A 20040-nucleotide genomic window follows, 5' to 3' on the forward strand; every position below is an offset into this window, starting at 1 on the left:
CGCATAAATTGCGCCAAATGCTACATAATTTGCGCCGTCTGCGATCGCCTGTTCGGCAAGTTCAATAGAATTATTACAACTACGTCCAATTAAGACATTTTTTGGCAATCGTTCTACAGCCTCTTGGATTGAACCATCATCTTGACCAAGATGCACACCCACGCCATATTTGACTGCAGCCTCTAAATCATCATTGATGACAAAAGGAACCTTATATTGATTACACATATTCTTCATGTATTCAATTTCATAAGCTTGATCTTCTTTCGCAACGTTTTTACGACGATACTGAAGTACTGCAACTTCATAAGTTGCCATCGCTCCTTCAAGCTTTGCTAATAGAAGTTCAATAGGATCATCGTTGGTGATTAAATACAAACCGCGCATAAAGAATAACTCTAGGCAAATACTAAAAATTTAAAACATTATAGGACAAAGCCTTGGAAGAACACATTGATAAAATGTAGAAATTAACGGGCTCTATTGTTGACTAAGCGTATTAAAGATATTGATTGAAATGAATTTGTGAAATTTAATCCAAGAAAAATTGGCTCCAATACGTTTGAATATATTCCATCTAGTTCTTCGAAAGACACACTTAAGTACATAAAGGAAATTTGCGAAAAAAGAGATATGTTGCCTGCGAAGGAGCCTATACCTGGCATTAGTTATAAACGAATCAGTATGAAAACACCTTTTAGCATGTCATGCACAGCAAATGCTTAAGGGATTCCCTCTTCCATTAAAGTGCAGTCAATAATTTTGTATAATCTCAATTATGTTAAATAGATGCGTTTAATTATTTGATTCAGTACTTAATTCATAATGTTTGATAACTTCATCAATAATCAATCGTAAAACTTGCCGGCAACTAATGGACATAAATAGCTTCGTCAGAAAGTTTTTTAAAATTAAAAATTTGATTGTTTTCTCTTTCAGAGATCTAATGAGGGTAACTCAGATTAAGCCTTTAATTTTCCTATTTTTATTTGTTTATTTAAAGCGCTCGGATAGTATCAAAATGAGTGAAGCACCAATATTATCAATACATCTTCTTAACTCATTCAACTATATAAAACATTTTCATATAAATTAATTTTATCATTCATCATAAGCCCCCATTATTTATTCCATTGATGGCTCGCTCTAATTCATCATAATGATTAATACTCTCATCTGTATTTGATTTTTTTAGTATTTTATTTGGGTGAAAAAAAATAGTTTTCATACCAACATTTTTTGCACCTTCTATATCAGCTTTAGGATTGTCACCAATAAAAATACAATCAGAAGGTGTACAATTTAACTGGTTACAAGCGTAAGCAAATATTTTTTTATCGGGCTTTCTCAAGCCAATCGCTTCTGAAACTATGATAGTCGAGAAATATTCGGTAAGACCTAAAGCATAAAAATTATGTTCCTGAAATGGGCTTTTTCCATTGGAGACTAACCCAATCTTATATCCCTTTTGATAAAGATCTGAAATGACTTTTTGGACGTCATCAAAACCAATTGAAAATTTATTGAAATCAGTAATGTAAGAATTAAGTAATTCATCAACAGTAAATTTTTTTATATTAAAATCTTTGATTAATTGACTGTAAACGATATCTTTCCAAACATTTCCATTATCATCCAATTCAATAAATTTTTTTATAAATACATCTTTTAGTTCTTGTGGTACTAATTGGAAAAAATTTACTTGCCAACTTATAAAACGAATAAGTGACTCATTCCTATTCAAAATAGTTTGATCCAAATCAAACAGAAGTATGTTTCGCATTAAAAATACCCACTCTCATAATAAAAGTTCTATATATAGTTCATCTTCTTTTTTCAGTATTATTTAAATTAACATAATATGTATTATATGCGGTTTATCAGAATAATACCGTTAACTCATCCAATTGAATACGTTAATTTTTTTATTTAATCCCAATATTTATAATTTGGATTTATTCATTGGATCTTAGGCCTTTCCAGCTATCATATAATCATATTTTTGTGTAGTTTTCTTAAAACTTTTCATGACAAAAAAGCCCAGAATATTCTGAGCTTTTAAAAAAAATATATAAATTTAGCTATCAATTTTATCAAATTTACGATCTTTCAAACTCAAGTTTCCACGCAAAATATCCGATAACATTCTCCAGTCTGAAATAAAGCTATACAACGGTTGTTTAAAGCTTGCTGGCTTATTTTTTTCAAAAACAAAATGCCCCACCCACGCGCATGCGTAGCCTGAAACTAATCCGTAGACTAAATATTTAGCTTTACGCTGACGAATCGCTTGAGTAAAAAAATAAATACCGATTGAGCTACCTGCTGCATGTAAACGACGACTCATAATGCTGCGGTGTTCAGTCAAATAAAAACGATAAAATTCTGAGTAATTCTTGATGGGTAATTGAAGTTTAGCTTCTTCTTGCGATGAAGATGGCTCTACATAAGCATTCATTTTTTTATTCCTGTCCTTTTTTTGACCACCATAATTCAAAAAATTGCACTTGAAAAGCTTATCTTACAAATATTGTGATTAATCATTCATTCAAGTAAATGTAAGTGAATTTTCAAGATTGTGGTTCTAACTGAATCAGTTACAATCCCCTTTAAATTAAAAGGCAATCAAATGTCTTACTTCTATGAAAATGATTGATCAATTAGGAAAATCACATGCTTGAAATTGAATTAAAGTTTCAGATCCCAGAAGCTCGACGGAATGCGATTTTAAAAGCAATCGATCCCAAAAAGTCTGAACTCATTCAAATGCAAGCAAAGTACTATGACACTCCTGATCGCCTACTCTCTCAGCATGGGATAGCCATTCGACAACGTCTTGAAAATACCAATTGGGTTCAAACCCTAAAAGCGACGAAAAGTAAAAGCCATTTACACCGTTTCGAACATAATCATGATTTAGGTAATCTTGAGGCTGCACCGAATTTAGATCTATCTATTTATTCAGATGATTCCGAAGCTTATGAGGTCTTAAATGACGCATTGAAAGGTGATTTTGACCAATTAGTCTTGCAGTTTGAAACAGACATTCAACGTACAGTTCGAGTGGTTAGCTTCGAGGATGCTGAGATTGAAGTGAGTCTAGATATTGGCGTTGTACGATCAGGTGATCGAGAACATGAGATTCATGAAGTAGAGTTTGAACTCAAACAAGGAAAGGTTGAAGCATTACTAGCGTTTAGTTTTGAGTGGGTCAAAAAATATCAACTTTGGCTAGACGTTCGAAGTAAGGCTGAGTTTGGTAATTTATTGGTTTCAAATTTAGTTGTAAGCCCAGCGCGAACTGAAAAAGAATGGATCGTTGCAAAAAAAGAAAGCGCAGAAAAAACGATTCGGATGATGATCGGTCATCATATGCAACATTTACTGCCGAATATTGCTGCGATTTCTGCGGAAGTGGCTGAACAGGAACACATCGAACAAGCACATATTGCTTTGAACTATTTGTTTTTAAGTCTATCTATTTTTAAAGACTGGACATCAAAGAGCACAGATAAATGGGCACATCAGTTATCTGCATTTAAAAGTCATTTTGAAAACCTAAAACATTATGAGCATATGCAACACACCTTAGGCGCTATTCTGCAAAACCCTAAAACTGCTGAAATGCTAAGTAAAGATGTGCTCTACGCCCGAGAAAAATTAAATAACTTAGTCAAATCTACCCAAAACGTTCAACACTATCTTGAACTTTTGAGTTTTAGTTTAGGCAATTCTAAGAAGGTGCAAACCCAAGACCTCAAAACCTATGCTCAAAATACGCTTCAACAGCAGTATAAAGTTTTACAGGAATGTCTGAATGAAGCTGATCCTTCTAACTTTGAAAGTCTTGACCAATTGGCTATACATTTAAGTGAATTAAAATTCAGTTTCCCAGTCTTAACACAAATTTTTAATGTGAAAAATTTACAAAAATACGGCAAGGCGCTTAATGATGCACATTATGCAGCTGAACAATATCAAGTATTGTCTTCCTCATCATCCTACTTACAGCAAACAGAATTAGAAGCCAGTGACTGGTTCGCCTTAGGTTGGTTGACGGCAAAGCAAGAAATTTACGCTGAAAAACTTTTGGAAGCGACTGAACAATTTCTAGTCAGTCGAAAATTTATCAAGTCATAAAATTCAAGTCAGAACTTTTCGTCAATGAGAAGTTCTGACTTAAAAATAATCCCAAGTTTGCATCGCCGTGTGTACAACGCTTTCCAATTGTTCAAAAGTTGCTCCATCACGAGCTTGCAAGCTTAGCCCTTGTAAAATCGTCATATAATAATCGGTCATTGCCTGAATATTAGTTTGTGCACTAATTTCACCTGAGGCTTGGGCAGCTAATAATTTTTCTAGTAAATTCGATTTAGATAACTGTCTTTTTTCCGAAATTGATTGTTGTATTTGTTGATTTTGAATCGAACAGTTCATTGTCGACACGACCAACATACATCCTTTTGGTTTGTCTTTCTGCACCAGTCGTTTTAGATTTTCAATCAAATAGAGTTCCATTGCTAATTTTATGGAATGTGCCTGTTTAAAAATCATTTCCATCGAGCATGATTCGTGCCTGAGATAATAGTCAATGCAACGATTAAAGAGCTCAGATTTATCACCATACGTACTATAAAGACTAGGTGCAGTGATTCCCATGGCGAATGTTAAATCACTCATTGAAGTGGCTTCATAACCGTATTTCCAAAATAGTGTCATGGCTTTTTCAAGTGCTTGTTCTTCATTAAAACACTTAGGACGTCCACGCCCCTTAGATATTGAATTGGCACTATCCATTTGATTTATTGGCTTTGAACTTTCCTGCATATTCAACCCAATTAATTTTATAATGATCATTAATAAATTAATTGACCCAGATCTTAAATTCAAATATTTTATTTTTATAACAATCATTATGAAATTATTTTCAAGGAGCGTTGGTCAATGAAATCTGAATCTCATCTGACTGAAACCGCTGTTAATTCTCCATCTCCTACAAAAAATCAAGGAAATTGGTTTGCTGTTATTACACTTTCTATCACCGCTTTTATATTAGTGACCAGTGAGTTTCTCCCTATTGGTGTGCTCAATGCAATCGCACTAGATCTCAACATTTCAGTCGGTACTGCTGGCCTGTTCATTACCCTTCCAGGCGTGATGGGTGCTTTCGCAGCACCGCTTATCTCGGTCTGGGTGAAGCAACTTGATCGACGTTATTTATTAATCGCACTCACAGCGGTCATGGTCATTGCAAATTTCATTACGAGCTATTCAGAAAGTTTCACTTGGATTCTATTGAGTCGCTTTTTCTTGGGTATCGCGATAGGCGGATTCTGGGCAACTGCAATCGCCTTAAGTGGTCGTGTTGCACCTCCTCACCTACCCATCGCCAAAGCAACAGCTATCGTCATGGCTGGCGTGACTCTGGCAACTGTGCTGGGTGTTCCGGTTGGAACATGGCTAAGTGAAATTTACGGTTGGCGTAATGCTTTTATGATCACCTCAGTGATTGGTGCCATTATTCTGTTATTTGAGATTAAATTCCTACCGAAATTACCGCCGACTTCAGCTATTCAATATAGTGATCTACCCGCATTGTTTCGAGATCCCAAAGCTCGTAAAGGGTTAATCATTGTTTTATTTATCGGATTAGCGCATTTTTCAACGTACAGTTACTTGGCGCCATTCTATAAAAATGAAGCAGGATTTGATGGTTCAACCATCAGTTCATTACTTCTTATTTATGGAGCAGCAGGCTTCTTAGGCAATGCATTCTCTGGTTATAGCAGCAATATCAATGTCCGCTATACGCTTTTTGCTGTTGCATTGTGTTTAGCAATCGTATTCCTTACATTCCCTGTTTATGCCAAATTCTTACCTGGTGCATATATTCTTACTGCATTATGGGGTTTTGCTTTTGGTGCCTTTCCTACGACAGCCAATATTTGGATGTTTTTACATGCGCCACATGCGGTTGAAAAAGGGATGCCTCTTTTTGTCAGTATGTTCCAAATCATGATTGCAGCAGGCGCATTATTTGGTGGTTTTATGGTAGATCACTTCAATACCAGCACCTTAATTTACAGTGTATTGATTTTTATCTCTTTAGCTGTAATTGCTGTATTCACACATAGTCGAGGATTAAATAATCCTAAAGCTCAGCAATGTACATCAATTAGTTGAGTTGAGTTGAGTTGAGTTGAGTTGAGTTGAGTTGAGTTGAGTTGAGTTGAGTGTAATTTTTTACGCTCAATTCTTAAATAATTCTATGAAATATAAACTCATTTCGTTGAGTGAAATCAATTTAAGAAATTAACGCACTCAATTCTCAACCATCATTCAAATCGAGCTATGCGCTAATCTGGTGACATTTGCACAAAAATGATGAATTTTTTTCATGAAAAATCCGTTAATTAATCCTCCATATTGTTAATTATACCTAAATTATATATTTATCATTATTTATTAGTTGGCATGCAAAATGCATTCATTATGATGAGTCTATCGTTTAACGCTAGTTATTCGATTTACTTGAAAATAAAATCAAACATGAATGGTGAATACAATGAATAATTCAAATCCAACAACTTTAAAAGAACTTACATTAGATGAAATTGAAGCAGTATCTGGTGCAGGTTTAGTGACTAATTTGCTTGGTACTGTCGGCTCTCTTGTAGGATTAAAAGATCCTTTAGTGAAAATTGGCACTGGCTTAAATGAAACACTTAATGGAACAATTGATTCACTAGGATTAGGTGTATTAAAAGGTGTTGTAGACACGCTGGTTTAATTTAAAAAAACTCCTATGATCAATAGATTTTTTAATCTTTCAAATCACTCATCAAAAGGCTCATGAATGAGCCTTTTGATTGATAACCTACAAGATTTTTAACTAGAATGCTCTATACATGGATTGTTCAGCAATACAATAATTTTCCTCTATTTATGGCATCTAAGTTTGGGGTTAATGTGAATTCTTCCGATGAGAAGCTTACTCAACCATAAGATTGGTAAATTCTGCTGCTAAACTTATATACATTCATCCCTAAATACACATCAAAAGCTGAACTTTTCTCACTTTGATTAAGTCATTATTTAAAAAAGTAGCAATTTCATACTCGATAATTTTCATTATATTGATAAATTAAATATTTAATTTTTAAAGGTGCGAACTTGAAGACAATTGGTTTATTAGGTGGAATGAGTTGGGAGTCGACTGATTTGTACTATCAACAAATCAATAAGATGGTTCAAAAGAAACTTGGCAAGTTACACTTTGCTAAGGTTATTCTTATTAGCGTTGATTTCGCTGAAATTGAGGAGTTACAACGCAAAGGATTATGGGAAGATGCAGGAATCTATTTACGAGATCAAGCCATACAGTTAGAAAAAGCAGGTGCAGATGGCATAGTACTTTGTACAAATACAATGCACAAAGTAGCAACTTATATTGAGGAATCAACCAACATACCATTTATACATATAGCAGATGCGACAGCCATGGAAATCATGAGCCAGAAAATTACAAAAATTGGGCTGCTTGGTACTGCATTTACGATGGAACAAGATTTTTATAAAAGCAGATTGGAGGAAAAAGGACTTAAAGTAATAACACCTAATAAAGCGAGTAGAAAAATTGTTCATGATATTATTTACAACGAATTATGTTTAGGCATGATTAGCGAAGCTTCGCAAAAGAAATATATTCATATTGTCGAAGAATTAATATCTTCTGGCGCTGAAGGAATCATTTTAGGATGCACTGAGATTTGTATGCTGATAGGAGATCTAAAATTCTCAGTACCTCTATTTGATACAACTTCTATTCATGCGCAAGCAGCTGTAGATTTTGTATTATCATAAATATTTCATAGCATAAACATCATTCAGCTCATGCTAAAAAATATTTAACTGACATCAAAACCTATCATCAAGTACATGAATCGTTGCCCAAGACTAAATTTAATCAAATAAATACATATTTTTAAAAATCGCTTTTTTTTGAATGATATTCATGCCAGAACAATCATCATTTAATCCTCATTGTTAGAATTTAAAATGATGTTGAAATCAATAATTTCATCAGCAATTTCTGTCGCCATACGTTCATGAGAAATCATAATGACCGTTTCAACTCGCTCTTGAATAATTTTTAAAATTTTCGAACTTGTTTTCTCATCTAAGGCTGCTGTAGGTTCATCTAAGATCAGAAGCTTTGGTTGTTTTAGTAATGCACGAATGATGTTCAATCGTTGTTTTTCACCACCAGAAAAATTTTTATAAATTTCTTGAATATCATCGTCTAACTCAATTTTATTTTTCTCCAGCAAATGAAGTAAATCAAACTCTTTTAGCCAATGTTTAAGCTCGTCATCAGAATATTTGATCTCAGTATTTTGAATCAAATTTTGTCTTAATGAGCTTGAATAAACGATCGGAGTTTGGCTGACCACAGCAATCTGATCAAATATCTTTTCTGAAAATACTGAAGTGATCTCTAAATTTCTAAAGAATAGTCGCCCAGATTTGATCTTTTCAATTCCCACCAAATAATTAAGGAAACTTGATTTTCCAATACCTGTTCGACCTTGAATTAAATATATTTTTCCACACACAATGTCTAAATTAAAATTTTCAATCGTCTGCTGACCTAGATCAAATGTCACATTTTGAAATGAATATGCCACCGCACTTTCTTTTTGTTCCTCAGCTGTTAGATCATTCGTACCGAATGACTCATGTTCCAATTCAAAATATTCTAGGTACTGATCAATAGCCACAATATGACCTTTCAAATGAATGATATTTTGAGACATCATCATTAAAGGAATGGTTAAACCTATAATATAGGTACTGACTAAAACAAAATCACCCGAACTAAAACTTTGATATTCAAACATATAGACTGATAAAATCATGAATACCAAAAGAAAAAATGACACAAATAACAGTTGATATATCATGAGATACTGAAGTTTTTTATAGGTATCCTGAGTCTTTATTTTATAGTCATCGATTCTGCGGCTAAACTCTTCAAATTCGTAATATTTCGAATGACTGAGTTTGATATCATAACTTTGTTGTAGTTTTTCAATCACAAATTGATTCAGTTGATTTCGAGCACCATACATAATCGTAAAGATATCTTGTGTCTTAAAGGTAATGATGAGCGATAAAGCAACTGTACAAGCTGAGAATACGAAAAAATACACACCAAATTCAAGATTGATCGTATTTCCGAGCACATACACCATACCTAAGATTTTAAATACCGTAGGTACGATGACAAAAAATATAGTAAAAATAATTGTGCCAAGTGCTTCACTGCCACGAATTAGATTTGAATTAAATACACCGATATCTTGTTGTCGTTGATCTTTTAATTTCAAATCAAGAAAATTAAATACTCCAGCTTTAAGCATAGATGCATCAACATTTCTGTTCATCATAGACATGGCAAAATTATTTACATTCTTCATCCCCTCATTGATAAACCAAGCGAATGCATAAGCAACAGCGAATAAATAGAGCAGATGAATTTGAAAAAAGTCTTGAATCGAATAGTAATGATCAGGCTCACTGGTCTGGTCAATCAGCAGCTTAAACAAATACGGTAAACCAACACTCGTACCAATAATTAAAATTTGAAGTATGGCTAAAACGAAGAATACACTTAATCCATTTTCATCATGTTGACGGAATAACATCAACGCCTTTTTAAATTGTTTAATCTTTTCAGTCATCATTCTTTAAATTAGTTATTTTTTGTGATGACTATTTTAAACAATACTTATCAATAGGTTTGGATATTGATCGTAGAAGCTTTGTACTTATAAAGTAGCTAATCATTGATTCTAATGTCTAAAAACTAAGCTCAATCAGCTCAACTAACGATATTTTCCATAAATACGCCACGTGTTGTTATCCGCCAATGGATCGCTATATGAGTCATTTCGTTGCTTACGTGGTTTATCGCGAGCATCAACCAACTCGAAATGAGGCTCAACACTTAAGACAATACCATTTACATAAAATCGTGTTCTCGTATATTCACTTTGCCCATGCTGAAATACATAAGTTCTTAAATCTATAAATTCGCGATGCGCAACTAATGCAGCAGTGTCATCATGATCCAACCAGCGACTCATTGCTAAGACTTGTTCAGGTTCAAACTGCCCACATTTCTCTAATACACTGGCAATACCACGAAAAGTCTTTGATTCCTTTGCACGTGTTTTATTAATGCGAATTCGATCTACATGAAAATAAAACAGCGGTAAATTTAGATGACTCGGTAAATGAATGGCATCTAAAACCTCGTCTTCCATAAAAGGTTGAAATAAATCTTGTGCCCTTTCAATTAAACCTGTCCATTGCTGGTAATATGCAGCAACTTGCTCTTTGCTTCCATAATAAATGGGTAGACCTTCGACATTCGCAAGATCAACAGGTGGCCAAATATTCTGTCTCAGTAACGCAATATCACTTTTTAAACTTTGAACTGCGATAGCATCTTGCATAGAAAAGCTCATAAAAATTACTTAGGCTATTTTTAGATTAAGTGAAAGGTTTAGTTTATGCAAGCCTTTGCCTATAATAGTGCTTGAATTAAGTTATTTATTAGGAACAATTCATGGTTCAAAAGATTCAAGCGACTGATGTCACTGAAGAAGAAGCATTGAATGCGATTTTCTTCGAACGTGCTGATGAATTTATTAAGCAAGCCAATGAATTTTGCCGTGTTGAAAAAGGTTCTACTGTTAAACCAGCCGATGCTCGTGGTCAAGTCAGTGCTGCGATGCTATTTGGTACTGCTCGTTTTAACACATGGGTTGCTGCCAATAACTTTAAAGATGGCAATGAAATGCGTAATGCTAAAGAACAAGTGATGTCTTATATCATGCAACAGTTTCATATGATGCTTGAAGATAATTATGACGAATACTGCGAGCAGTTTGAAAACTATCTTCGCTTCCGTCGTAATGAAGAGTTTCATGCAAATAAACATGACCACGATCATTAAATAGATTTGCCTTGTGTGCATTGAGCCTCCTTTAGGGGGCTTTTTTAATGCTTAAACTCTAATATTCAAACGAAAATGCAATTCAAAAATTGATCAATTTCTCGTATGTTATTCTTATTGATGACTCAACTAAGGATAGCGATGAATCAACTCAACTTTCCCATCGTCGATGCACATATCCATCAATGGGATCCTTATCACACACCGCATGCTGCCGCTTTAGCTGTTAAGCTTTTTGGAAAATATCCAAAAATATTGGATAAAGTCGTTCGTCTCGTAAAACCTAAAGATTTAATAGAGACAGTAGGACTTACAGATTACATCATAGCACCCTATTTACCAGCGGATTACCACAAAGACATTGGACATTATACTGTGAGCCGTGTTGTACATGTCGAAGCCAGCTGGCATCATCAAAAAGGGACTGGCGTTGTAGAAGAAACGCAATTTATTCAGCAGCTTCCTTTTTCTCAAGAAAACATCAAATTGGCTGGAATCGTTGCAACAGCTGATCCTCGCGAAAGCAATTTCAAAAAAATTCTTAAAATGCATAAAAAGGCATCTCCGCATTTTCGTGGTATTCGAAAAATGGCTGCACATCATGAAGATCCCGGAATTCATGCTTGGAACGATGATCCCCATCTCTACACTGATCGAAAATTTTTAAAAGGTTTTGAAGCCTTAGCCCAGTACAATTTAAGCTTCGATGCTTGGGTTTATTCTAGCCAGCTTAAAGATGTTATTGCTTTGGCAAAACGTTTTCCTGAGACTTCGATTGTATTAGACCATTTGGGCACACCAGCAGGTTTATTCGGCCCAGTAGGTAAACACACAGGAATTACCCAAACTGCGCGAGACAATATCTATTTCCACTGGAAAGAAGATCTTGCAGAATTAGCTCAATGTCCGAATGTATATACAAAAATGTCTGGACTCTTCATGCCAGTTTTAGGTCATCAATTTCATACACGACGAACACTAGCATCTAAACAACAAATCATTGAATTGGTCTCTCCTATGATTATTCATGCTTTACAATGTTTTGGGCCTTATCGTGTCATGTTTGCATCCAACTTTCCGATGGATAAAGTGAGCACATCACTTACAAATATCATTGATGCCTTTAGCGACATTGTCGCTGCCTATAATTCAGATGTTGTTGAACAGATATTTTGTAAAAATGCGCAGCAATTTTATAAGCTTTAAAAAAAAAGGCTCATTCACGATCGAATGAGCCTTTTTGAATCGTACATTGTGGTTCTAAGTTTTAGGCTTTGAAATCATTTCAGGTTGTGGTTTACCATACTGATCTGCCATAACTTCAACCAAAAACTCAGGCTTAATATATTTTTTGATCACTGCATCTATATCTTTCTTCGTCAGTTTTGCAAATGCCTGATCTCGTTCTAGTCTTGAAAGCTGTGTTTTATTTTGCTCAAGCTGACTGTTCAATCCACGATGAATACGGCGCTCATCCTCTAAATTGGTGACACGCTGCTTCATAATATTGGCTTTAGCCGCTTCAAGCTCTTGCTCCGTCACACCATTCTTTAATAAGTCAGTGAATACTTTATGCACACCTTGAGAAACTTGAGCTGATTTTCCAGCTGCATAATTAGCACTTACACCTAGAGCACCAGCATTGATAAAATTATCTAAACTCAAACTACTTCCAAAGCTGTAAACCAACGCATTTTTTTCACGTAACTCCATGGCAAGGCGTGATGATAATTGTGACTCGCCTAGAATATGGCTCAACACATATAATGCTTCTGCATCAGGATGATTATTACCCACGGGAATGGCAATAACCGCTTGATAATTACCAAATTGACGCTGTTCAGCCAGCGCATGAACTTTTTGAGCAGGATAATCTATATGACTGCCCTGCAAACGTTGGTATGGTTCTTTTGTCTTAGACTGACCTAAAGATGAATTCAAGTATTTCAGAATGGCTTTGTCATCAAAATCACCAGTCACCGATATTTGACCATTTTGAGTTGTAAAATACTTTTGGTATAAAGCTTTAATTTGATCATTGGTGATGGTTTCAATTTGCTGCTTTGCTAGCTCAGGTTCAAAATGATATCGCAAATCACCTGGTTCATATCGCTCTACGATTCTAGCGATAGTCAGTCCCGCAACAGTTTCAGGCTCTGTATATGGTCGATTTAATGACGATAATGTTTGTGATTTGATGAGGTCAAACTGACTTTGCTCAAATTTCGGATTATTCATAACGTCGACAATAAACTTGAAGAATTCTGGAAATTTTTCTTTCTTCGCAGATACGTTAATCACAATACCATTATCAACAGCTGAAGCAGATGCTCGACCACCCGCCTCGATTGATTTGTCTGCAATATCTTGCAGGCTATACTGCTCAGATGCTCTCAATAGCAAATAAGACATAAAGCCTAGTGCTTCACCTTGATGCTTGAGTGATTGTGCTGTCCCAAAATTTAAAGATATCGATGCGTAAGTTTTGTCATCGCGTGTTGACGTTGGGAATAGTGCATACTGCATCCCATTTTTCAAAGTACCACGCTTGATTTTTTTCTCTAACTTTTCAACATACTGTTTGGAATTTTTTAAGTGCTCAGCCACTTCAGCTTTATACACAGCTGGGTCTTTTAAAGGCTCTTCTTGAGCTGTCACTTGATCTAAAGTTTTTGATTCTTGCTCATGAGCGTCTAGCTCGAGTGCCTTTTTTTGATCCTCAGGCGTAGGTTGTATGTCGCCCGAAATGCGATGCTCAGCAACCAAGAATTGATTTATTGCCTGATTAACCTGATCGACATTTAAACTTTGCATCTCTGCTTGATCTTTAAAATATTTTGTCCAATCCCCATTGGATGAAACCACATAATCACTAATGAAACCACCCACAGAAGAGGCATTGGTCATCATGCTCTCTTGACTATTTTTAATCATGTTTTTGACACGATTTAATTCTGTTTCATTAAATTGATGCTTTTTCTCAATTCCTTTCTCTAGAGACAGGGCAACTTTTTTCTCGTCGTGATTAGGAGCATACACTGCGCCCATAAAAACAAGATTAAAATCTGGTGTTAACCATGTCGTCGATTGAACCTGTGTAGCTGTACCTGTTTCCACGATATCTTTGTACAAATGACCACTAGGTTGCATTGTAAATAAATAAGGTGCTAAAGCGAGTGCAGTTTGTGTTTTTTGCTGGGCGCCATTGAGATAAATATTGTATTTGCCTAAATCACTTCCCTTTTTCACGACAAATTGACGCTCTTTAATCTTGGTCGAATCAAGCATTGGAACTTGGGTTGGCTCAGGAATTTGACGCGCAGGAATTTGATTAAAATTTTTATCCACTGCTTTCAGGATATCCGCTTTATTAAATTTACCTGCAATCACTAGAACTGCATTATTCGGTGTATACCATTGTCGGTAAAATTGATTCAGTTCCTTCATGTTGATTGACTGAAGCTCAGTTAAATCACCAATCGGTAGACGACCTAGATACTGGTTTCCGTAAGCAGATTTCCAAATTTGATCCATCAATACTGAAAAAGGTTGATCCATTCTAACCTCACGCTCTCGTTTTACGATTGCGATTTCTGACGGAACAAATTTTTCCTGAAGTACGAGCTTATCCATTCGCTCTGCCTCCAGATACAACATTTCATCAATGGCTTTTTTTTCTGGACGGATGACACTCATATACTGGGTAGAATAGTAGTCAGTCATCGCATTACTCATGAGCGTATGCTGATCTAGACGACGTTGAAACTCATCTCCTTTTACATTTTCTGTGCCTTTGAACGCGAGATGCTCAAGTAAGTGTGCTAAACCACCTTTACCTTGTGGGTCATTCAAAGCTCCAGTTAAATACACCATATTCATAAAAATTTTATTTTCTTTAGGTATTGGTGCCAAAATTACCCGTAAACCATTTTCTAGTTTGTATTCTTCAATATTTTGTTCAGTCTTGACCAAAATAGGTTGTGCTAAACCGCTAGAACTGACCGCAACGATCATTAAAGTAAGTGAAAGTTTTTTAAAACGAGTTAGCATTGTTCTTCCAATTATTGATATAAAAAAATTGATCACACGACTGCTAAGGGTGTGATCAATAGGGTTTATGCTTTAAAGGTAAATTTCAGCTTTCATATAAAGTTTGGCATAGCCAGAAATTTCAATTCTTTGATTCTCTTTAAGTTGGCAATACAACACGCCACCTCGTTCTGAGCTTTGAAAAGCAATAAGTTCTGTTTTATTCAATTTCTCAGCCCACAAGGGTGCTAATCCTGTATGCATAGAACCTGTTACAGGATCTTCATTGATGCCTTTATGTGGTGCAAAATAACGTGCCACATAATCATATTGTTCTGATGCTGCAGTTATAGCAATATCGGGATGATCGGATGCTGTAATACAAGTACTAACCTCATATGCTTCAGCAATCGCATTAATATTGGCAAAATTAGGTTTGGCATCAAGCACATCTTGTTCACTTTCCAAGACTAAAATATAAGCCTGTTGATTTAGATAAATTTCCTTGATCGGACGATCAACCACTTCTTTTAATAATTCAGGAAACTCTTCAGTTAAATGAGGGATTCGAACTGGGAAATTCATTGTGATTTTTCCATCGTCTTGTCGGGTGATGGTAAAAATTCCTAAATCTTTAACATGAAATTTAATGTGTTTCGCTTGAGTATACTCATTAAAAAGTACATAACTGCTCGCTAAAGTGGCATGACCACAAAAATCGACTTCAACTTTAGGTGTAAACCAACGAATTTCATAATTTTCATCATCAATAATTTTAACAAAAGCCGTTTCAGCCAAATTATTTTCAAATGCAATATTTTGCATGAGTGATGTATCAAGCCATTCTTCACTGACCACTACAGCTGCAGGATTCCCCTTAAACAACGCTGTAGTAAAGGCATCAACTTGATACATTTTCATAAAAACACCCTAATATTTCCAAACTTCTAATTGAGAATAATAATCTTTTATCATTTCAAATCATAGATTAATTTCAATCTTGACTATAAATTATTGCTTCACAAAGATTCGTTCATAAACTGTATATTTCTAATGATCTTCCATAAAAAAACCCTCACATGAGGGTCTTTTGCTATTTACGCTTTTTGAGCGCTTTCTTTAAATCTTTTAACTTAGATTCATGTTTAGAAATTTTCTTAAGTCTCGATTTAATTTGATCTTTTAAATCTTTAATTTTTAACTTGGACTTATTCGCCATATCTTATCTTCCTCGTGTCATTCACTTTAAATTGTTAATGCTTGAATTTACTGACAAGAATGGGGATTCATCCCTAAATTCCCATTCAATTCATGATTAATGGATTAACGATTTTGTTGATCTAAATCAGATTGCTGTTGTGATTGTTGACGGGACTGTTGCTGATTCTGCTGCTGTTGATCTTGTTGCTGTTGCTGCTGATTCGGTTGTTGTTGATGTGGCTGTTGACCTTGTTGACGTTGTTGGTGATTTTGTTGCTGTTGCTCATTTTGATCTTGATTGTATTGATTACTCATTTCATATCTCCATGATTATCAGTTTTTTGATACGGATCTTAAATTCTTTTTTACTTGAATTAGACCAGTACAAATAACCATAAACCTTTTGCACGAAACTGCGAGCATAGAGCTGTATCAAAATACTGCATCGTAACTTCCATTGTGTAAGCTATTTAAATTTCAGAGGATTAAAATTGATATATGTTACGAGGCTTACAAGGCTCTCTCATTTGTTTACTTGTATTAACGAGACTTATTCCTCTGGTTTTAAATCTGGTTTTAAATATGGATATGGATTTGTAGCACCACTCGTTAAATAAATCCCATAATGTAAATGTGGAGGTGTATTGATCGCATTGCCAGTATTTCCCACATATCCTAATACTTCACCGACTTCAACCCAGTCACCTTCTTGGATGTGTGCTGCATATTCATCTAAATGTGCATAGTAATGGCGACTTAACTGAGGTCCTACCACCCAGATGACTTTACCTCCCAAACTATTTGTGCCGATACGACTTACAATACCTTGTGTTGTACTCAATACAGGCGTACCTCGTTTGGCAAAAATATCAATTCCTTGATGTGTACGACCATTTGAACGTGCTGCCCCCCAAGTATCTGCTATTTGAGTTACTTTGACTCCTTCAACGGGTATCGCCAACGGCTCTGTCAACGCTTGCTGTTGAAGTTTCCAGTATAAATATGGATATTGTATTCCTGCTGTTGCGCCTGAATTTGGGGGCTGACAAGCAGTAAGCATCCAACTGATTGCAATGAGTGATCCGATAATCCTTTTTTTCATATACAACCTAACATCTTAAATTGAGTTAAATTTTAGCGTCTGATCGACGTTTGCATTGTATTGTTTAAATTAAAAGCACTTGTTAGAAACCAATAAAAGCCTGCTTATACCGATTAAATCGTCAGAATTACATATTTTTTTTGATCAATACGATACTTTCTTTTTTGAATCACGCATAATAGTCACCAATTCCCCGATTTATTTTGTTTGACTTCAATGATCGAATCCTCAGATCAATTCAGGATATTCATAAATTCTTGATAAGTCAGACCTTTCACTATTTGCACATTATTGAAGTTTTTATATGAAAATCGTCATTCTCAATAAACCTTATGGCGTTCTCTCACAGTTTCGTAAAGACGAAGCACATATGACAATGTCTGATTTCGTTGACGATCCGACTTTACGTCTTGCTGGACGTCTAGACATGGACTCTGAAGGTCTGGTGTTTTTGACCGACCATGGTGGTTTAAATCAGTACATTACCAACCCTGCCAATAAGAAATTTAAAACTTATTTGGTTCAAGTTGATGGTGATGTGACTGAAGAGGCTTTAGAACAGCTTCGTAAAGGTGTAGAACTTAAAGACGGTATGACTCTACCTGCAAAAGCCGTAAAAGTTGAACAGCCTGAGTGGTTATGGGATCGTGATCCTCCTGTTCGTTTCCGTGCTTCTGTACCTACTTCTTGGGTTGAAATTTCGATTTGCGAAGGTCGTAACCGCCAAGTTCGACGTATGACTGCAGCAGTAGGTTTCCCAACTTTACGTCTTATTCGCACTAAAATTGGATCAATAGACTTAGTACAGATGGGTCTTGAATCTGGCGAAACTAGAGAAATTGAACCATTACTTTATCCTGACTTTCAAAATGTTCCTGCAGAAGAACCATACCGCTCACGCTCTTATGTGAAGAAACCAGGCGGCACAGGTGGCAAGCCGATTAATAAGAAAGTCAATAAAGATGGTACTAAGAAAAAATCGGGTACTAAACGTATTTGGCAAATGGAAGAACATGAGAAACCACGTCGTAAGACCAATGGTACTACTCGCCCAAATACAAAAGCTCCACGTGGACGCGCACGCTAAGCTCAAGCTATTGTATAAAAAAGTAAAAAGGATGCGGTTGCATCCTTTTTTTATACATAAATTAACTTAAATAATCTCTCATTTTAAGTACACTTTTTTGATTATTTGCTTACTGTGAGTTGATACTTATGAAAAAATTTACGCTTGCTATTTCAGGTTTTGCATTTTCAACATTCACTTTGGCAAATCCTTTAAGTGTTCATGTGCTTAATCAAGAAACTGGTCTTCCATCCTCAAATATTGCAGTTACCCTTGAAGCGCAGCAGGGTGAAAAATGGATAAAGCTCAACGAAGCTAAAACGGATGAAAATGGTCGTATCAAGGGTCTATATCCAGCCGAAACAGATCTTCAAAAAGGTGTTTACAGAGTAACTTTTAAAACTGGCGACTGGTTTAAAGCAAATAACAAACGTACTTTCTTCCCTGAAGTGCCAGTGGTTTTTGTGATTGATGGTAGTTTAGATCATTACCATATTCCGTTGTTATTAAGTTCATATGGTTATTCAACCTATCGGGGGAATTAGAAAATTTTATTTTTTGAGGGGCAGCGACTTCTCTAAAGTCAAGGCAACATTCGAATCTTTTTTGAGCTGCTCTTCAAAATGTATAGCCAGCGATAAATACATAATTGTATTTCTAATAAGCCTAGCTAAGTCCATTAAAGAGTTCTCAAAGTCACTTAGTGTCATTTCAAAAATGTAGTCTTTCTTTAATTTCTTTTCTTCAATAGATCTCTTTTATAAATCAAAAAAAGATCTATCCCTTGCTGACTATTTGTACCGAATAATTTTAAATATTCATGCATAATTTGCGAATGAAATACATCGACTCAAAGAAGCTTTCTGAAACACAGTTTAAGCGATATACAGGCATCTCATGGTCAACCTTTGATTTAATGGCTGAACAGCTAAAAATGCTTGTACCTGCTAAAGGTAGACTATCTAAGTTAAGTGTAGAAGATCAAATCCTTCTGTGCTTAAGTTGGTGAAGTAAGTATTCGTAATAAAACAGGTGAACACTTTCGTCTGCTGATTGATGCCTGGGCAACCAAAGCTAATACCACGATGAAAAAGCCTTTAACTCCTCAATCAAGACTAATTGCGACACCATCTGATATGGATTTATTAAAACGATTAGATGATCCTGTTTTAAGAGCTGTATTTGGTCAAATCATTGCTGAGAAAACAAACTAAAAGCAGAAAACCGTATTCTTAAGCAAAATACGGAAGTTCTTATTGATATGCGTCCTAATCATGAAATTCATGCAGAACAAGTACATCAAAGGGTAACTATATTACCAGCATTAAATGGGTTGCTATTGCCAAGTGATATAGAAGCTTTGGAAGATGCGATTGATGAACAAAAAATGGTAGAACGTGGCTGGAGTGTATCAGTGTATGGCTCGGTTAAAGATGAATATGAACGTCCCCTGTTTAAAAATGGGTTTGTATTAGCTATACAGAAAGTATTAAGTAAAATTTAGTGTCTCAAATGTAAGTGTCTCTATGAGCCACTTTTCATCTTAATAAAATTTCTAACATCTTGATAAAAAAAATTAATTCATTTAAATAGTTAATTAATTTTTATTTTTAAGAAACA

At 35.2% G+C, this 20040-nt stretch carries 20 protein-coding genes and 1 pseudogene; 10 read left to right on the top strand and 11 right to left on the bottom strand.

The genetic code is table 11. The features are described from left to right. From CL42_RS11840 to CL42_RS11850, 3 genes are all read right to left on the bottom strand, one after another. On the bottom strand, nt 1-387 hold a 387-nt coding region (locus tag CL42_RS11840; RefSeq protein WP_035268677.1), incomplete at its 3' end, for a thiamine phosphate synthase. A 721-nt stretch (nt 388-1108) separates the two neighbouring features. Further along, complete coding sequence (locus CL42_RS11845) at nt 1109-1783, bottom strand: HAD family hydrolase (protein ID WP_035268680.1); 675 nt, start codon at nt 1781-1783, stop codon at nt 1109-1111. Between the two features lie 294 nt (nt 1784-2077). After that, a complete protein-coding gene (locus CL42_RS11850; RefSeq protein WP_035268687.1) occupies nt 2078-2458 on the bottom strand; it encodes a DUF962 domain-containing protein in 381 nt (126 codons plus the stop codon). A gap of 215 nt (nt 2459-2673) precedes the next feature. On the opposite strand from CL42_RS11850, the gene CL42_RS11855 reads away from it, so the two are divergent. After that, nucleotides 2674-4140: a CYTH domain-containing protein gene (locus CL42_RS11855; protein ID WP_035268690.1), complete on the top strand. Its 1467-nt coding sequence runs from the start codon at nt 2674-2676 to the stop codon at nt 4138-4140. Nucleotides 4141-4179: 39 nt separating this feature from the next. Here the strand turns inward: CL42_RS11855 and CL42_RS11860 are convergent, their stop codons facing one another. Continuing rightward, complete coding sequence (locus CL42_RS11860; protein ID WP_051586604.1) at nt 4180-4827, bottom strand: TetR/AcrR family transcriptional regulator; 648 nt, start codon at nt 4825-4827, stop codon at nt 4180-4182. A gap of 117 nt (nt 4828-4944) precedes the next feature. Here CL42_RS11860 and CL42_RS11865 point away from each other — a divergent pair, with 117 nt between their 5' ends. The 3 genes from CL42_RS11865 to CL42_RS11875 all read left to right on the top strand — a co-directional run bounded on the left by CL42_RS11865 (nt 4945) and on the right by CL42_RS11875 (nt 7863). Next, nucleotides 4945-6183 (top strand): MFS transporter, encoded by a 1239-nt coding sequence (locus CL42_RS11865; protein ID WP_155756984.1) that lies wholly within the window; start codon nt 4945-4947, stop codon nt 6181-6183. Nucleotides 6184-6565: 382 nt separating this feature from the next. Further along, complete coding sequence (locus tag CL42_RS11870) at nt 6566-6790, top strand: hypothetical protein (RefSeq protein WP_035268696.1); 225 nt, start codon at nt 6566-6568, stop codon at nt 6788-6790. Nucleotides 6791-7173: 383 nt separating this feature from the next. After that, a complete protein-coding gene (locus CL42_RS11875; protein ID WP_035268699.1) occupies nt 7174-7863 on the top strand; it encodes an aspartate/glutamate racemase family protein in 690 nt (229 codons plus the stop codon). Nucleotides 7864-8033: 170 nt separating this feature from the next. Here CL42_RS11875 and CL42_RS11880 read toward each other — a convergent pair whose 3' ends face one another. After that, nucleotides 8034-9743 carry an ATP-binding cassette domain-containing protein gene (locus tag CL42_RS11880; protein ID WP_051586605.1) on the bottom strand — a complete coding sequence of 570 codons (1710 nt, stop codon included), beginning with the start codon at nt 9741-9743 and terminating at the stop codon, nt 8034-8036. 144 nt (nt 9744-9887) lie between these two features. Next, a complete protein-coding gene (locus tag CL42_RS11885; protein ID WP_035268706.1) occupies nt 9888-10520 on the bottom strand; it encodes a hypothetical protein in 633 nt (210 codons plus the stop codon). Nucleotides 10521-10633: 113 nt separating this feature from the next. Between CL42_RS11885 and CL42_RS11890 the strand changes: the two genes are divergently transcribed. Both CL42_RS11890 and CL42_RS11895 read left to right on the top strand, forming a co-directional pair. Further along, nucleotides 10634-11023, top strand: coding sequence for a DUF3144 domain-containing protein (locus CL42_RS11890; protein ID WP_035268709.1), 390 nt, complete (start codon nt 10634-10636; stop codon nt 11021-11023). A gap of 141 nt (nt 11024-11164) precedes the next feature. Then, a complete protein-coding gene (locus CL42_RS11895) occupies nt 11165-12229 on the top strand; it encodes an amidohydrolase family protein (RefSeq protein WP_035268712.1) in 1065 nt (354 codons plus the stop codon). A 54-nt stretch (nt 12230-12283) separates the two neighbouring features. On the opposite strand, the gene CL42_RS11900 is transcribed toward CL42_RS11895, so the two are convergent. The 5 genes from CL42_RS11900 to CL42_RS11915 all read right to left on the bottom strand — a co-directional run bounded on the left by CL42_RS11900 (nt 12284) and on the right by CL42_RS11915 (nt 17354). Then, nucleotides 12284-15073 carry a M16 family metallopeptidase gene (locus CL42_RS11900; RefSeq protein ID WP_035268714.1) on the bottom strand — a complete coding sequence of 930 codons (2790 nt, stop codon included), beginning with the start codon at nt 15071-15073 and terminating at the stop codon, nt 12284-12286. Nucleotides 15074-15145: 72 nt separating this feature from the next. Beyond that, complete coding sequence (locus tag CL42_RS11905) at nt 15146-15973, bottom strand: PhzF family phenazine biosynthesis protein (RefSeq protein WP_035268715.1); 828 nt, start codon at nt 15971-15973, stop codon at nt 15146-15148. 172 nt (nt 15974-16145) lie between these two features. Beyond that, nucleotides 16146-16271 carry a hypothetical protein gene (locus CL42_RS17655; protein WP_257219857.1) on the bottom strand — a complete coding sequence of 42 codons (126 nt, stop codon included), beginning with the start codon at nt 16269-16271 and terminating at the stop codon, nt 16146-16148. A 104-nt stretch (nt 16272-16375) separates the two neighbouring features. Beyond that, nucleotides 16376-16567 (bottom strand): hypothetical protein, encoded by a 192-nt coding sequence (locus CL42_RS11910; RefSeq protein WP_035268717.1) that lies wholly within the window; start codon nt 16565-16567, stop codon nt 16376-16378. A 235-nt stretch (nt 16568-16802) separates the two neighbouring features. Then, nucleotides 16803-17354: a M23 family metallopeptidase gene (locus CL42_RS11915; protein WP_035268718.1), complete on the bottom strand. Its 552-nt coding sequence runs from the start codon at nt 17352-17354 to the stop codon at nt 16803-16805. Between the two features lie 304 nt (nt 17355-17658). On the opposite strand from CL42_RS11915, the gene CL42_RS11920 reads away from it, so the two are divergent. From CL42_RS11920 to gmtX, 4 genes and pseudogenes are all read left to right on the top strand, one after another. After that, nucleotides 17659-18441 (top strand): rRNA large subunit pseudouridine synthase E, encoded by a 783-nt coding sequence (locus CL42_RS11920; RefSeq protein ID WP_035268720.1) that lies wholly within the window; start codon nt 17659-17661, stop codon nt 18439-18441. A 128-nt stretch (nt 18442-18569) separates the two neighbouring features. Further along, a complete protein-coding gene (uraH, locus tag CL42_RS11925; RefSeq protein WP_035268727.1) occupies nt 18570-18965 on the top strand; it encodes a hydroxyisourate hydrolase in 396 nt (131 codons plus the stop codon). Between the two features lie 290 nt (nt 18966-19255). After that, nucleotides 19256-19429 (top strand): hypothetical protein, encoded by a 174-nt coding sequence (locus CL42_RS16730; RefSeq protein WP_228133278.1) that lies wholly within the window; start codon nt 19256-19258, stop codon nt 19427-19429. Between the two features lie 43 nt (nt 19430-19472). Continuing rightward, a pseudogene (gene gmtX, locus CL42_RS17660) lies at nt 19473-19924 on the top strand (gamma-mobile-trio protein GmtX). Nucleotides 19925-20040 lie beyond the last annotated feature (116 nt).

This window comes from Acinetobacter sp. Ver3, assembly GCF_000632455.1.
Lineage (GTDB): Bacteria > Pseudomonadota > Gammaproteobacteria > Pseudomonadales > Moraxellaceae > Acinetobacter.

Excerpts from the sequence above, each read along its gene's own strand:
- CL42_RS11870 (WP_035268696.1), top strand. The coding sequence starts at position 6,566 with ATGAATAATTCAAATCCAACAACTTTAAAAGAACTTACATTAGATGAA.
- CL42_RS11900 (WP_035268714.1), bottom strand. The coding sequence starts at position 15,073 with ATGCTAACTCGTTTTAAAAAACTTTCACTTACTTTAATGATCGTTGCG.
- CL42_RS11895 (WP_035268712.1), top strand. The coding sequence starts at position 11,165 with ATGAATCAACTCAACTTTCCCATCGTCGATGCACATATCCATCAATGG.
- CL42_RS11850 (WP_035268687.1), bottom strand. The coding sequence starts at position 2,458 with ATGAATGCTTATGTAGAGCCATCTTCATCGCAAGAAGAAGCTAAACTT.
- CL42_RS11885 (WP_035268706.1), bottom strand. The coding sequence starts at position 10,520 with ATGCAAGATGCTATCGCAGTTCAAAGTTTAAAAAGTGATATTGCGTTA.
- CL42_RS11855 (WP_035268690.1), top strand. The coding sequence starts at position 2,674 with ATGCTTGAAATTGAATTAAAGTTTCAGATCCCAGAAGCTCGACGGAAT.
- CL42_RS11890 (WP_035268709.1), top strand. The coding sequence starts at position 10,634 with ATGGTTCAAAAGATTCAAGCGACTGATGTCACTGAAGAAGAAGCATTG.
- CL42_RS11865 (WP_155756984.1), top strand. The coding sequence starts at position 4,945 with ATGAAATCTGAATCTCATCTGACTGAAACCGCTGTTAATTCTCCATCT.
- CL42_RS11905 (WP_035268715.1), bottom strand. The coding sequence starts at position 15,973 with ATGAAAATGTATCAAGTTGATGCCTTTACTACAGCGTTGTTTAAGGGG.
- CL42_RS11860 (WP_051586604.1), bottom strand. The coding sequence starts at position 4,827 with ATGCAGGAAAGTTCAAAGCCAATAAATCAAATGGATAGTGCCAATTCA.
- uraH (WP_035268727.1), top strand. The coding sequence starts at position 18,570 with ATGAAAAAATTTACGCTTGCTATTTCAGGTTTTGCATTTTCAACATTC.
- CL42_RS11845 (WP_035268680.1), bottom strand. The coding sequence starts at position 1,783 with ATGCGAAACATACTTCTGTTTGATTTGGATCAAACTATTTTGAATAGG.
- CL42_RS16730 (WP_228133278.1), top strand. The coding sequence starts at position 19,256 with ATGAAATACATCGACTCAAAGAAGCTTTCTGAAACACAGTTTAAGCGA.
- CL42_RS11880 (WP_051586605.1), bottom strand. The coding sequence starts at position 9,743 with ATGACTGAAAAGATTAAACAATTTAAAAAGGCGTTGATGTTATTCCGT.
- CL42_RS11915 (WP_035268718.1), bottom strand. The coding sequence starts at position 17,354 with ATGAAAAAAAGGATTATCGGATCACTCATTGCAATCAGTTGGATGCTT.
- CL42_RS11910 (WP_035268717.1), bottom strand. The coding sequence starts at position 16,567 with ATGAGTAATCAATACAATCAAGATCAAAATGAGCAACAGCAACAAAAT.
- CL42_RS11920 (WP_035268720.1), top strand. The coding sequence starts at position 17,659 with ATGAAAATCGTCATTCTCAATAAACCTTATGGCGTTCTCTCACAGTTT.
- CL42_RS17655 (WP_257219857.1), bottom strand. The coding sequence starts at position 16,271 with ATGGCGAATAAGTCCAAGTTAAAAATTAAAGATTTAAAAGATCAAATT.